General features: G+C 71.3%; 10 protein-coding genes. 6 read left to right on the top strand and 4 right to left on the bottom strand.

Annotated features, from left to right (window positions below; genetic code table 11):
- Positions 1–75: 75 nt before the first annotated feature.
- Complete coding sequence (locus ADL15_RS46125; RefSeq protein WP_232344971.1) at positions 76–2,193, bottom strand: transglycosylase domain-containing protein; 2,118 nt, start codon at positions 2,191–2,193, stop codon at positions 76–78.
- A 471-nt stretch (positions 2,194–2,664) separates the two neighbouring features.
- On the opposite strand from ADL15_RS46125, the gene ADL15_RS46120 reads away from it, so the two are divergent.
- A complete protein-coding gene (locus ADL15_RS46120; RefSeq protein WP_157442018.1) occupies positions 2,665–4,455 on the top strand; it encodes a hypothetical protein in 1,791 nt (596 codons plus the stop codon).
- 302 nt (positions 4,456–4,757) lie between these two features.
- Complete coding sequence (locus ADL15_RS46115; protein ID WP_198171297.1) at positions 4,758–5,444, top strand: esterase/lipase family protein; 687 nt, start codon at positions 4,758–4,760, stop codon at positions 5,442–5,444.
- A 149-nt stretch (positions 5,445–5,593) separates the two neighbouring features.
- Here the strand turns inward: ADL15_RS46115 and ADL15_RS46110 are convergent, their stop codons facing one another.
- Complete coding sequence (locus ADL15_RS46110) at positions 5,594–6,088, bottom strand: hypothetical protein (protein ID WP_067706207.1); 495 nt, start codon at positions 6,086–6,088, stop codon at positions 5,594–5,596.
- Positions 6,089–6,383: 295 nt separating this feature from the next.
- On the opposite strand from ADL15_RS46110, the gene ADL15_RS46105 reads away from it, so the two are divergent.
- The gene (locus ADL15_RS46105) at positions 6,384–7,310 is read left to right on the top strand and encodes an ABC transporter ATP-binding protein (RefSeq protein ID WP_067706392.1); all 927 of its coding nucleotides are present in this window, start codon (positions 6,384–6,386) and stop codon (positions 7,308–7,310) included.
- Positions 7,307–8,884: an ABC transporter permease gene (locus ADL15_RS46100; protein WP_067706206.1), complete on the top strand. Its 1,578-nt coding sequence runs from the start codon at positions 7,307–7,309 to the stop codon at positions 8,882–8,884. The genes ADL15_RS46105 and ADL15_RS46100 overlap by 4 nt, the downstream gene beginning before the upstream one ends.
- 54 nt (positions 8,885–8,938) lie before the next feature.
- Here the strand turns inward: ADL15_RS46100 and ADL15_RS46095 are convergent, their stop codons facing one another.
- Positions 8,939–9,442: an HXXEE domain-containing protein gene (locus ADL15_RS46095; RefSeq protein WP_198171296.1), complete on the bottom strand. Its 504-nt coding sequence runs from the start codon at positions 9,440–9,442 to the stop codon at positions 8,939–8,941.
- 236 nt (positions 9,443–9,678) lie between these two features.
- On the opposite strand from ADL15_RS46095, the gene ADL15_RS46090 reads away from it, so the two are divergent.
- Together ADL15_RS46090 and ADL15_RS46085 are read left to right on the top strand one after the other, a co-directional pair.
- Positions 9,679–10,884, top strand: a complete 1,206-nt coding sequence (locus ADL15_RS46090) for a BACON domain-containing protein (protein ID WP_157442017.1) — start codon at positions 9,679–9,681, stop codon at positions 10,882–10,884.
- 28 nt (positions 10,885–10,912) lie between these two features.
- A complete protein-coding gene (locus ADL15_RS46085) occupies positions 10,913–12,166 on the top strand; it encodes an esterase/lipase family protein (protein ID WP_067706388.1) in 1,254 nt (417 codons plus the stop codon).
- 107 nt (positions 12,167–12,273) lie between these two features.
- On the opposite strand, the gene ADL15_RS46080 is transcribed toward ADL15_RS46085, so the two are convergent.
- Positions 12,274–12,501 carry a hypothetical protein gene (locus tag ADL15_RS46080; protein ID WP_067706201.1) on the bottom strand — a complete coding sequence of 76 codons (228 nt, stop codon included), beginning with the start codon at positions 12,499–12,501 and terminating at the stop codon, positions 12,274–12,276.
- Positions 12,502–13,066: the final 565 nt, after the last annotated feature.

Here is a 13,066-nt window from a genome sequence, read left to right as displayed (position 1 = left end):
ACGCCAGCACCGGGTGGCTGGTGCCTGCGGGGCGGGCCGGTCGGGTGCTCGCAGGGATGGCGCCGGTCGCGGGTCTCAGCCCCCGCCGGACTCGGACCGGGTGTCGCTGGGCGTCCTGAACTGGATGCCCGGTTCACCTCTCATGTAGTCGGCGACGGTGTTCCACACTGCCGGATTCACGATGGTGTGGCTCATGTGCTGGGTGGTGCTGGGCCAGTCGGGGTCGGCCAGGTAGCCGGCGACGACGAACGAGGTGGTGCCCAGGACCAGCGCGGCGGTCCGCTGGTTGTCGGTGGTGCCGGTCTTGCCGAAGACCGGGTGCCCGACGGCGTCGCGGGCTTGCGGCGCGGTGCCGCTACCGGCGCAATCGCCCAGTTGGGCGTCGTCGCCGACCGGGCAGCGGGCGGCGTCCAGCGCGGTGCGTGCGACGTCGGGTGTGGTGGCCTGCCGGCAGGTCGGCTCGCCGGCGTGCAGGATGCCGCCGTCGGCCGTTTCGATGCTGGAGACGGGGGTCGGCGCACAGTACCGGCCATCGGCGGCCAGCGTCGCGTAGGCGCCGGCCAGGTCCAGGGGCGTGGACGCGGAGACCCCGAGGGTGAACGCCCCCCATTGGGCGGCGGCCCGTGGATCGTCCGCGATGGCGGCGTCGCCGGGTGCCCGGAACTGGATGCCGAACCGTTTGGCCACGTCCACGACCTTCTGTGCGCCCACCTGTTCCTCGAGGGGGACGAAGTAGGTGTTGACCGAGTGGCCGAAGGCGGACCACATGTCATAGACGCCGGCTTCGCTCTCCCCGGCGTTGCCGGGACAGTAGAAGTGGGTGCCGGGGCATGCGGCCGGATTGGCCGGGTCGATCGGATAGTGCGTCCGGGCCCGGGTGCCGGCGGTGATCGTGGTGCTCAGCGGGAGCCCGGCCTCGAGTGCGGCGACGAGTGTGAACAGTTTGAACGTCGAGCCGGCCTGGTAGCCGTCGACGCCGCCACCGCCGGTGATGATCGGGTTGACGGTGTCGGGGTAGGTGCCGCGCAGCCCGCGCGCCCGTTTGGCCGGGTCCGACGACAGCTTGTTCGCCGGCCGGCCGGGGTCGTCGACCGCGAATCGCCGGTTCGCCGCGAGCGCGAGCACCCGCCCGGTGCCGGGCTGGACCGCGGCCAGCATCAACGCGTCCCGGTTGTGGTCGGAGATCTGCTGGTGGATCCTGCGGAACGCCGAGGCGGTGGCGGCCACGTCCATGGTGGTGGTGATGCGGTAGCCGCCGTTGCGTAGTAGTTGCTCCCGCTGGAAGGTTGTCGCGCCGAAGGCAGGCTGGCTGTCCCACCACCGACGGAAGTAGTCGCAGAAGAACCCCCACCGGTGCGATGCCGCGACCAGGCAGCCGTTGCCGACCGTGGCGACGTGGCGTGGTATCGGCTCGGCGAGCGCTGCCGTGGCTTGCGCCGGGGTGATCGCGCCGGTCTTCACCATCGCGTCGATGACGTAGCGGCGTCGTTGCACGGCTTGCGGGTAGCCGGCCGTGGTGGTGGGGTCGAAGCCGCTGGGGGCCTTCACCATGCCGGCGAGCAGGGCGGCCTCGCCGACGGTGAGCCGCTGCGGGCTTTTCCGGAAGTAGATCCTGCTGGCCGCGTCGACGCCGTAGGCGCTGTTGCCGAACGGGGCGAGGTTCAAGTACCGGTTCAGGATCTCGCTCTTGCTGAGCTGTTTCTCGACCTGCACCGCGTACGCCATCTCGCTGACCTTGCGGCCGAGCGTGTCCTGGCTGGCGTCGAGAACCTGCTGCGGCGTTGTCGCCGCCGCAACTCGGACCATGCGCACATATTGCATTGTCAACGTCGACGCGCCCTGCCGTTGCCCACCTTTCCCGTTGTCTACGAAAGAACGGAACACGCCCCGAAGGTCGACGCCATGGTGGTGATAGAAGTTGCGATCCTCGGCGGCGACGATAGCGTTCTGCATATTCTGTGAAATGTCGCCAAGTGGGACGTCGGTGCGAAACTCGTTGAAGAAGACCGCTAGGGGAGTGGTGCCGTCAGCGGCGTACACCCGGGATGCCTGCGGAGGCCTGAAGGTCAAGAAATAGCTGGGCAGGCTGTCGGCGGCGCCGCCCGCCGGAGAAGCGAGCCGCGGCGACATGACAGCCACGGGAAACAGTGCGGCGGCGAGGAACAAGCCGATCAGGCCACCGCAAAGAATCATCGAGGCGGCCTTGCCGGCGAAGCCGCGGCCGCTCCGGCGCATCCGGGCATTCACCAATCCAGCCTACGGCGGCCTCGTGGCCCGGCAAGAGTCCGATCGCTGTTTATCGACGTCAGTGAACGGTGCCGCTTTCTCATTGTGGTCTCATGTCCGCGTAATGGCCGGAGCCGGTGATCGCCGAACTGCCCGGGATGGGTACTCCGGGTCCGGATTGCGGGACCAATGGCTCTGGGCGGCCGGACTGATGCCGCTGAGGATCGGGCCATGGGGCAGGCCTTCGCGGACGGACTGCGCAAGGACAGTGGACGTTCCGCGTGGTGGACGGCCTCAGCTTCGGCTCCGTCACCCATCGCCGGCGGTCTGGTCCACCCGCGACCTCGATCGCGGACGATGTCCCGGATCGTGCGCTGGGTGCGCCGGCCGACCGCGGTCTTGGCGGCGCGCACATCCGGGCGAAGCCACCTCGTCGCCGTGACCTACCTGCTGCTGGCTTTCTGGGTCATGCGTGACCTCTGGGCCGGGCCGTCGGGCCGGACACTCTCCGGCAACCGCGGTGACCACACGTTGTTCCTTTTCCTGCTGGCGCACGGAGAGCGAGTGGTCTACCACGGCGCCGCCCTGCTGCACTCGGAGCAGTTGAACGCGCCGGCCGGGGTGAACATGATGGCCAACACCTCCGTGCTCGCGCTGAGCGTTCCGCTGGCGCCCGTCACGCACCGGTACGGCCCCGGCGTCACGGCGGCGCTGTTGCTCACGCTGGGCCTGGCGGGTTCGGCACTGGCCTGGTACTGGCTGCTGCGGCGGCGGATGGAGCTGGGCCGACCGGCAGCCTGGATCGGCGGGTTGTGGGGCGGCTTCGCGCCCGGCTGGTTGTCCCACGCCAGCGGTCACATCAACCTCGTCTGCGGGTTCGTGCTCCCGTTCGTCCTCGACCAGGTGCTGAGGCTGCGGTTGCCCGGGCGGGTGTGGCGTGGTGGTGTCGCCCTCGGCCTGCTGATCATCCTGCAGGTCTTCATCAGCGAGGAGACGCTGCTGCTCATGGCGATCGCCCTGGTCGTCTTCCTGATCGCCTACGCGGTGATGGATCCCCGCACCGTGTGCGCCTGCGCTGGTCGCTTCGGCGCCGGGGGAGCGGTGGCGGCGCTGGTGGCGGGGGCCTCGCTGAGTTATCCGCTCCACTATCAGTTCTACGGTCCTGGGCACTACCGCGGGCAGCCGTTCGTGCTCGACCGGTTTGCCACCTCGCTCGGATCCCTGGTGACCCTGCCGCGTGAGTCGCTGTTCGGTTCCGACGCGGTGGCGTCGCGATTCAGCGCCAGCGCGACCGAGGACACCGTGTTCTGGGGTCCCGGCGCCGCCCTGATGTTCCTCGTTGCGATCGTGGTGTTGTGGCGATCGGTGGCGGCGCGAGCCGCGGCCGTCACCGCCCTGGTGTTGCTGATCGTATCGTTCGGGTCGCACTTCCGGATCGACAGCCGGCCTGGCGGCAGGGCCTCACCACTGGCCTGGACCATGCGCGTTCCGCTGCTCGACCTGGTGACCACCCCGCGCTACGCCCTCGTCTCGACCGCGATCGTGGGCATCCTGCTGGCGTGGGCCTCCGACAAGGCCTTCCGGCGCAGGCGGTGGCGGGCGAACGCCCACGCCCCCACCGGCACGGACAGGGTGCCGGCGTCCGGGCTGGCGAAGTCCGTCCACGTCGCCGGTCTGATGGCCGCCCGCGTGCTCTCGCCACGGGTGCTGTTCGCCGCCGGTCTGATCGCGGCCCTGGCACCGCTTCTACCCCGACCGGCACCCACACAGGCCGAACCGCCCGCGCCGGCCTTCTTCACCCAGGCGATGTGGCGGCCCTACCTGCGCGGCAGCGACCGCAGCATGGTGATCGTGCCGTTGCCCAACCGGGACGGCGGCCGCGAAGCCATGCGCCTGGCCGCGTTGAGCAACTCGGCGTTCCCGATGCCGGGCGGCTACTTCATGGGTCCGGCAGACCCGCCCCGCGACATGACCGGCGCCTGGACGTCACCGCCCCGATACACATCGGCGCTGCTGAACACGGCGGTGGCCACGGGCCGGGCACCGACGACGCTGACCCTGACCGACCGCGCGAAGATACTCGACGACCTTCGATATTGGAACGCCGGACTGCTCGTCCTGCTGCCCGACACCCCGCACTGGGCGACACTGTTCCGGCTGCTGACCCAGTTGCTGGGACCACCGGTCGGCGTCGGTGGGGTCACGCTCTGGGCCGACCTGCCGCGGTGAGCAGCAAACGTGAGCGCCACGGCGGCCGGCTGATGCCGGCCGTCGCTGTGACCGCGAGTTAGGCTGGAAGTCCGGCGAGCCGGAGCTTTCTGAGTGACCGGCATGCCGCGAAAGGCGGCGGTGTCATGACGAACCACGTTGCCGGGACCACGGACTCGCCGACTCGTGCGTGGACACCGGGAGCCGCGCATCCGGGCCGTCACCCGCAACCGCACGAACGGCCCCCGTGCTGGCTGTTGTCCGGTACCGACGTCGGACGGGCCCTCGGAGGGTCCGGTCTGAGCGCGCTCGGGTATCCCATCATGTGTGCCGCCCCGCGCGGTGACGGCCATCCGGTCCTGGTGCTGCCGGGACTGGGTGCCAGCGACGGTTCCACCGTCGTCCTGCGGCGCACCCTGCGGCGGCTGGGATATGCGGTGCACGGCTGGGACCTGGGCCGCAATCGCGGCCCGACCAGCGAGGTGCTCGAGCAGATCCCGGGGCAGGTCGTCACGCTCGCGGAGCGGTACGGCCGGCGGGTCAGCATCATCGGCTGGAGCCTCGGCGGAATCTACGCCTACGCCGCGGCGCGCGCCCATCCTGATCTGGTCCGTCAGGTGATCACCCTCGGCAGTCCGGTCCGGATGTCGCATCCCGCACAGACCCGGGCGATGGCCTACTACCGGTGGAACGCCGACCTGCACGTGCCTGAGCACCTGCTGCCTCCCTCGGAATGGGAGCAGCCGCCGCTGACCGTGCCGGCGACGTCGATCCTGTCCCGCTGGGACGGCATCGTCGCCTACCGGGCATCGCTGCTGCCGCCGGGCGGGAACCGGGAGAACATCGCCGTCGTGAGCAGCCACTTCGGTCTCGGACAGCATCCCGCGGTGTTCTGGGCGGTCGCCGACCGGCTGGCCCAGCCGGAGGGCGCCTGGCGACCCTTCCGGCCACCGGCGGTGTTGTGCCTGTTGTTCCCGCCACCGCCGGATGCGGCCGTCGAGGGCGTCTGACCGCCACCGTGACCGTCAGCGGAAATCACGTCGGCTGGCGCGTGACGTCAGCGATGTCCGACCGCGAACGGCTGATCATCGGAACGAGAGGGTAAGTGCCACCGGCGCCGGGAGCGGCGGGTCCGTCCATGTCTGAGGCTGACGGCGTGCTACCCACCCACGCCGGATCCGATGATCACGAAGGTGGCGCCGGTCCGGTCGCTGCGTGCCTTGCCCGCCGACGGCAAGCGCATCATGGTGAGTGCGACCTCGCGTGGCCACCACCGGGTCGGCTCCCGCCAGGTGCACTCGACGATCGTGGCCTCGAGGTCGTCGGCGCAGTCGCCGACCTGCTCCCAATGATCGAGCTGCGTGGCGACGAGCTCGCGCGACTGAAGCCACGGTGAGCCGGGCGGCATCGCGTAGCTGCGCACAGTCGCCCGCCCGCGATCGCTGCGCAGCCGGAGCGCGATGAGGGCGCCGCGGTCGGCGACGTCCCTCTCGTACTCCGGGCCGAGAAAGGACGGTGTCGCCGCCCCCGTGGGCGGGACGAGTGCGTGTGCGACGCCGGCGGCTTTCCACCGCACCAGAGCAATCGCCCCCAGAGCGATCACCAGTACCAGCCCCGCAACAGCAACGCCCAGAAGCCGCCGACCGATCCGCACCGCCGCAGTTTAGGAAGCACGCGCCATCCTTCGTGGATCCCGGCCCGGCGATTTTGCAACGGCATTCCCGCGTACGTGTGCGGAGGAGACCCCGGACGCGAACCGATCTGACCGATGGGCGACGTTTCCGGTGCCGACCGGCGCAAAGCCTTGCCGCGAGCGGGTGAGTGCAGGACCCTCGACGGCGAACTCCATCACCACGTCGGACGGACGGGCGGGCGGGCGGCCGGTGGATGCCGCCGGGTGGGTCGCCGTCGCCGATGCGATGGTGGCCGTGACGCATCAGGGAGGTTCGATGAACGCGTCGCCGGAAGTCGCCCTGCGGGTCTCCGCTCTCAGCAAGTCCTTCGGCAGGGTCACCGCCCTCGACGGGCTCGACTTGACTGTCATGACGGGTGAGGTGCACGGCTTCCTCGGGCCGAACGGCAGTGGCAAGACCACCACCATCCGGATCCTGCTCGGCCTGTTGCGTGCCGACTCGGGCACGGTGTCGATGCTGGGCGGTGATCCCTGGCGCGACGCGGTCGACCTGCATGCCCGGCTCGCCTACGTTCCCGGCGACGTGACGCTCTGGCCGGGCGTCACCGGCGGTGAGGTGATCGATCTGCTCGGGCGGATGCGCGGCCGGGCCGACCGGCGCCGCCGTGACGATCTGCTGGAGATGTTCGACCTCGACCCGAGCAGGAAAGCCCGCACCTACTCCAAGGGCAACCGGCAGAAGGTGGCCCTGATCGCCGCGCTCGCCTCGGACGTCGAACTGCTGCTGCTCGACGAACCCACCTCCGGACTCGACCCGCTGATGGAGTCGGTGTTCCAGCAGTGCATCCAGGAGGTCCGGAAACAGGGCCGCACCGTGCTGTTGTCCAGCCACATCCTGGCCGAGGCGGAAGCGCTGTGCGACCGGGTCAGCATCATCCGGCGGGGCCGGACGGTGGAGACCGGCACGCTGGCGGAACTGCGTCACCTGACCCGGACGTCGATCACCGTAGAGACCCGGGACCCGATCACCGGCGTCGAGACGATGCCCGGCGTGCACGACGCGGTCCTGGAAACCCGGCACGCCCGCTTCGACGTGGACACCGCGCAGCTCGAGGCGGTGGTGTGTCGGCTCGCGCCGCTCGGTGTGCGCAGCCTGACCAGCACGCCACCCACCCTGGAGGAAATGTTCCTGCGGCACTACGGCGCCGACCCGGCAGACGGTGGGGCAGGCGGGGCGTCATGACCGGGACGCTGGGCCTGCTGCGGTTCATGCTGCGCCGGGAACGTCGCGGGCTGCCCTGGTGGCTGCTGGGTGTGGCGCTGCTCTGGCTGACGCAGTCCGGGCAGAGCCAGAATCTCTATGGCACGCCGGAGGACCTCGCCGAACTGCGCAGCACGGCCGAGGGCAACGCCGCCGTCGTCGTGATGAGCGGCCCGACCCGGCTGCTCGACTCGATCGGCGGGGAGATCGTGTTCGAGATGTTCGGGTTCGTGGCGGTCGTCCTCGCCCTGATGAACATCTTCATGGTCGGCCGGCAGACCCGCGGTGACGAGGAGACCGGGCGGGCCGAGCTGATCCGGTCGGCCCGGGTGGGCCGCCGCGCCCCGCTGGCCGCCGCGCTCGCCCTGGCCGGTGCCGCCGACCTGGCCGCCGGGGTGATCGTCTGCGCCGTGGTCGTCGGCACCGGCCTGCCGCTGGGCTCGTCGGTGCTGCTCGGCGCCGCCACGGCCGTGGTCCCCGCGACCTTCGCCGCGCTCACCGCGGTCACGGCCCAGCTGTTCGAGAGTGCACGATCGGTGTACGGGAGCGCCGCGGCCCTGCTGGGCGGCGCATTCGCTCTCCGCGCGGCCGGCGACGCGGGCAGTGGCGCCCTGTCCTGGCTGTCGCCGATCGGCTGGGGTCAGCGCACCTACCCCTACGTCGCCGACCGGTGGTGGCCGCTGCTGCTGCCCCTGGCCGCGATCGCGGTGTTGACGACGATGGCGGTCGCGCTGCTCGACCGGCGCGACTTCGGTCACGGCCTGGTGGCGCCGAGGCCCGGCCGGCCGGTGGCCTCGGCGGCCTTCAGCAACGCGTACGGGCTGGCCTGGCGGCTGCAACGCACCGCGCTGACCGGATGGCTGGCCGGCCTGGTGCTGCTCGGCCTGGCATACGGGTCGATGGGCGACAGCATGCAGCAGTACGTCGACGACCATCCGGAGATCGCGGAGTTCCTGCCCGGCGGTGCGGCGCGCGTGCTCGACTCGTACCTCGCCCTGACCATCGCCCTGTCCGCGCTGATCGCCTCCGCGTACGGGGTCAGCAGCGTGTTGCGCACCCGCGGCGAGGAGACGTCGGGGCACGCCGAGTCAGTCCTGGCCACCCGGACCAGCCGTCTGCGCTGGCTGGCCGGCCACCTCAGCGTGACTCTCGCCGGCACGACGCTGGCGCTGGTGGCGATCGGCCTCGGTGAAGGCGTGGCGTACGCGCTGAGTGTCTCCGACGCCACCCAGGTGCCCCGAGTCGTCGGGGCCGCGCTCGCCTACCTGCCGGCGGTCTGGTCGGTCGCGGCGGTCGGCGTGCTGGCGATGGGCTGGCTGCCGAGGGCGGCGGCCGCCGCGGGGTGGACGGTGGTCGGATACTGCGCGATCGTCAGCCTCTTCGGCGACTCGTTCGACCTGCCGGGCTGGACGAGGGCCGCGTCGCCGTTCGACCACACGCCGCAGGTGCCGCTCGACGCACTCGATGCCGCCCCGCTCGTGGTGCTCACGGTGATCACCGGGGCGCTGCTGGCGGCCGGATACGCCGGGCTGCGCAGGCGGGACATCGGCTACTGAGAGTTCGTCGGCGGGCCGGCCGGTGCGCATGGCTGCGGTGGGCTCCTGGCCTGCTCAGTCGTGCGTCAGCCGGTAGGTCAGCGCGTGGACGCCCATCAGGATCGCCGGGCCCGCGATCGCCACGGCGGCCGCGGGCCCGTCCACCTCGGCGATGCCGTGCCGGGCGAGTTCGCGCCGGGCCCACAGCCAGTACGGGATGACGATGACGGGTGCGGTGGCGGCCCCCGAGACGTACCGGCCCGCGACGGCTGCCATGCCGAGGTGGCCGAAGCCGTGCAGGCCGTAGGCGAGCAGGACCCCGCGGAAGATCGGCGAGCGGCCCTGCGACCGGACGCCCTCGGCCGCGGCGGCGCCGATCAGCAGACCCATCGCGGCGATGCCCAGGGCGACGTGCCGCTGCGAGAGACCGTCGCGGCGCAGGCGCGCCGGAACGGGCAGCGCCGCCGGCAGGCGCGGCAGCAGGTACCGGCTGCTGCGGCTCATCGTCCACAGTTCTTCCAGGTCGCTGAGCGCCCAGGTGCCGAAGAGCCCGGCCGCGACCTTCGTCATCGGTGTCATTGTCGTCACCTTCCCCGGTTCACCGGGCTCGGACCGCTGGGGGAGCCACGAGGCACTTCGAGCATTCCGGTTGGTGCGAGAGCGGGGAAGGGTCCTTGGTACCGGTGAGTCAGGACGGGATCCCCTGGTTCCCGCACGAGCACGGCGGACGATGGTGAGGCGTCACCCATTGCCGTTCATCGATCTCACGGCTTGATCTCGGGACGGCTCAGCGCCACGACGAGGAGGGATCATCGATGTTTTCGCGAGCGATCATGGCGACCGCGGTGGTGTCGGTTCTGTCGATACCGCTCAGCGCTGTCACCGGGAGGGCGCCCGGCGAGGCCGCTGGTGCGACGCCACCGAGCGGTGTCGTGGCGGTGAGCGCCGGAGGACTACGGGTCACGCCGCAGAGCCTGGCGGTGACGGTGGAAGCCGGGCGACGACAGCAGAGTGCGGTGCAGCTGACGAACGTCGGCGGCTCCACCGTACGATGGTGGATCGCCGACGGTGAGGGTGCCGCCTCGCGGCCGGGACGCCTCGGTGACGTGCAGCGGTCCTGGGCAGTGACGGGTATGGCGGTCGGCTGGGGCATCGGAACCGAGTCCGGCAATGTCTGGATCTCCGACGTGGACCTGCTGCGCAACGACAGCTACACGCCCGACGGGATCCGTCGTAGCGAAGGGTGGCCCACCCCCTGGGCCAACATCAACCCCGGTCCGCTGGACATGGCCTACGTGCCGAGCCGTTCACTGATGTGCCAGGTCAAGACGGGAGCCGAGAACGGCATCTCCTGCTGGGACCCGCGCACCGGTGATGTCCGCGCCGACATCGTGGGGGAGTTCGCCTGGACGGCGGCCCCGCAACGCGGGCTGGCCTACCGCCCGGACGACGACAGCTTCTACGTGGGCGGCTGGGACCAGGGCAGGATCTACCACATCCGCGGGCTGGGGAGCCCGCGCCCGGGAAGCGTGATCAGCAGTTGTGTGCCGCCCGACCGCGCCGTCGCCGGGCTCGGCTGGAGCGCCGGCTTCGACAGGCTCTGGGTCGCCACGCAGAGCCCGCGCGACCTCATCTACGCGCTCGATCCGGACACCTGCCGGACGCTCGCCACGGTGGCACCGCCCGACGCGGATCCGTCCACCGGAGCCGGCCTGGACGTCGGCCCGGACGGCAGCCTCTGGATCATGTCCGCGGGAGTCGGCGCACCGCCGGCGACGTCGGGAACGGCCAGCCAGATCGGCAGCGGCCTGCCGGTGTTCGCCACCGCCCCGTGGCTGGCGGCTGAGCGCTCCTCGGGCTCGCTGCGGCCCGGCGGGTCCCTGCGGATCGGAATCCGCGTCGATGCCACCCGGTTGGCACCGGGACGGTACGAGGCGACCTTGTACGTGCTCAGCGACGAGGCGCAGAATTGTCTGACGGCCGTTCCGGTGCGCCTGCTGGTGCGGCCCGCACAGCACTGACGGCCATCGGGTCCACCGGGGAGGCGTGGTGACGACCAGCGGGGCGGACGAGATCCGGGCGGCCGGACGGCTGACCGGTGATGCGCTGGCCGGTGTGGTGAGCGTGGTCCGCGACACCCATGAGGCGATCGCCGACCGGGTGTTCCGCGCCGTCGGCCCGGTCGGATGGCCGGTCCGTGCCGCGCACGGCGTGATCGCCGGCGGGGTGTACGCGATCGTCCGGGGCGCGCACGCGGTGCTGCCCCGGATGATCGGCGCCGCGGCGGGCCGGGCCTGGCGCGCGGAGCAGGCACCACTGTCGGTGCACCTGGCCGGCCGGTCGGGTCTCGCGGTGGTCAACGGCGTCTGGGGCGACATGCTCAGTGGCCGGCACCCGGACCTCGCGACCCCGATGGCGGTCCGGTCACGGGGTGAGGACGTCCCGCTCACCACCGGGGCGCTCCGGCAGGCGTTCCCCGCGGCGACGGGACGGATCGTGGTGTTCGTCCACGGACTGTGTGAGACCGAGGAGTACTGGTCGCTGTCCGCCCGCCGGCACCACGGAACGGCCCGGCTGACGCTCGGCTCCCGGTTGCGGCGCGACCTCGGGTACACCCCCGTCTACCTGCGGTACAACTCCGGTCTGCACGTGTCCGACAACGGCCTGCGGCTCTCGTCGCTGCTGACCGAACTGGTCGATCACTGGCCGGTCGCCGTCGACCGGCTCACCCTGATCGGGCATTCGATGGGAGGTCTGGTGATCCGCAGCGCGGGTCAGCAGGGCGCGGACTCCGGACAGCGATGGGTGCCGGCGGTGCGACACGTGGTGTGCCTGGGCACCCCGCACCTGGGTGCGCCGCTGGCCCGCGGCGTGCACGCCACCGCGCGGCTGCTGGCCCGGTTCCCGGAGAGCCGGCCGATCGGCCGGGTGCTCAGTTCACGCAGCGCCGGGGTCCAGGATCTCGGGTACGGCGCGCTCGTGGAGCAGGACTGGCGCGACGTGGACCCGGCCGCGCCGCCGCGCGACGTGTGCACCGACGTGCCGTTCCTGCCGCACGCGGAGCACTACTTCATCGGCGCCACCCTCACCCGGCGGCCTGACGGGCCGCTGGCCGGCGTGCTCGGCGACCTGCTCGTTCCGTACGCCAGCGCGGCCGGCCGCGGGGAGCGGCGGTACCTGCCGTTCGCCGCCGGCCACGGCCGTCATTTGGGCGGTATGCACCACTTCGACCTGCTCAATCATCCGGCCGTGCACGACCAGGTGGCTGCCTGGCTCGCCGCGGAACCTCGGCCCGCTGACTAGTGCTGTGTCCGCTAACGTTCACCGGGTTGGGCCCGGGTGTCGTTGTGGATCCTCGCCACATCCGGTGGATGTGGGCGAGCGACTTCCCACCGAGAGTGGGGCGGGCCTCAGCCGGCCAACTGATCCTGGTGCCGCCTGGCGGCGGCGTGGATCACGCCGGGACCGGCCGGCACCGGGCAGGTGCCGACCGGCTCGACGGTGCGTGACCATCCCGGCCAGAGCGGCTTGTCCTGCAAAATCTGCAGGGACCGGCCGATCTGCCACTGCCGCACCCGCAGGTTGTGCCGCCGGCCAGCTTTGCGGTCGAGGTCCCCGCGTGGGTCGCCGACGGTCAACGTCCCGACCCGCTGCTCGACCGCTACCGGCGGCGGTCGGCAGCCGTAACCGGCGACCGTCGAGGCCGAACGTGCCGTGATACCAGCGCACCGGCATCAACCCACGACGACGCCGCGGAAACCGCACCTCACCGTGCCCGGCCTTACGACGCGCCGCGGCCGAGAACCACGCATCGGAATACCGGCGCAACACCGACCGCGCACCAGTGCTGTCGAGCTCACCGAACGTGCCCGGCCCCGACGCGGCCAGCAACCGGCACAACTCCTGACAGCCCGCGATCGGAGCGTCCTGCCGGCGGCGGCGCCACCCGTTCAACTCCAGCACACAGGCCCACACGTCACCGGCCGAACGCAGCAACCCGAAACACCGCTCCCGCTGACCACGTGTCAACCGCAACCCGACCCGGGCAGTACGCACCACCACCGGTGGGCTCGAAGGATCCCGACGCCGAGGCATACCTGGCATCCCAGCACGAGGTATGACAAGAACGAACCCGGCGAACATTAGTGGTCACAGCACTAGCTGGCCGGCCGGATCGGGCATCGGGCGGCGTCACCCCGGCCG

Source organism: Actinoplanes awajinensis subsp. mycoplanecinus (genome assembly GCF_001509495.1).
In the GTDB taxonomy this organism is placed as follows: domain Bacteria; phylum Actinomycetota; class Actinomycetes; order Mycobacteriales; family Micromonosporaceae; genus Actinoplanes; species Actinoplanes palleronii.
This window is presented reverse-complemented; position numbering and strand designations above follow the sequence as displayed.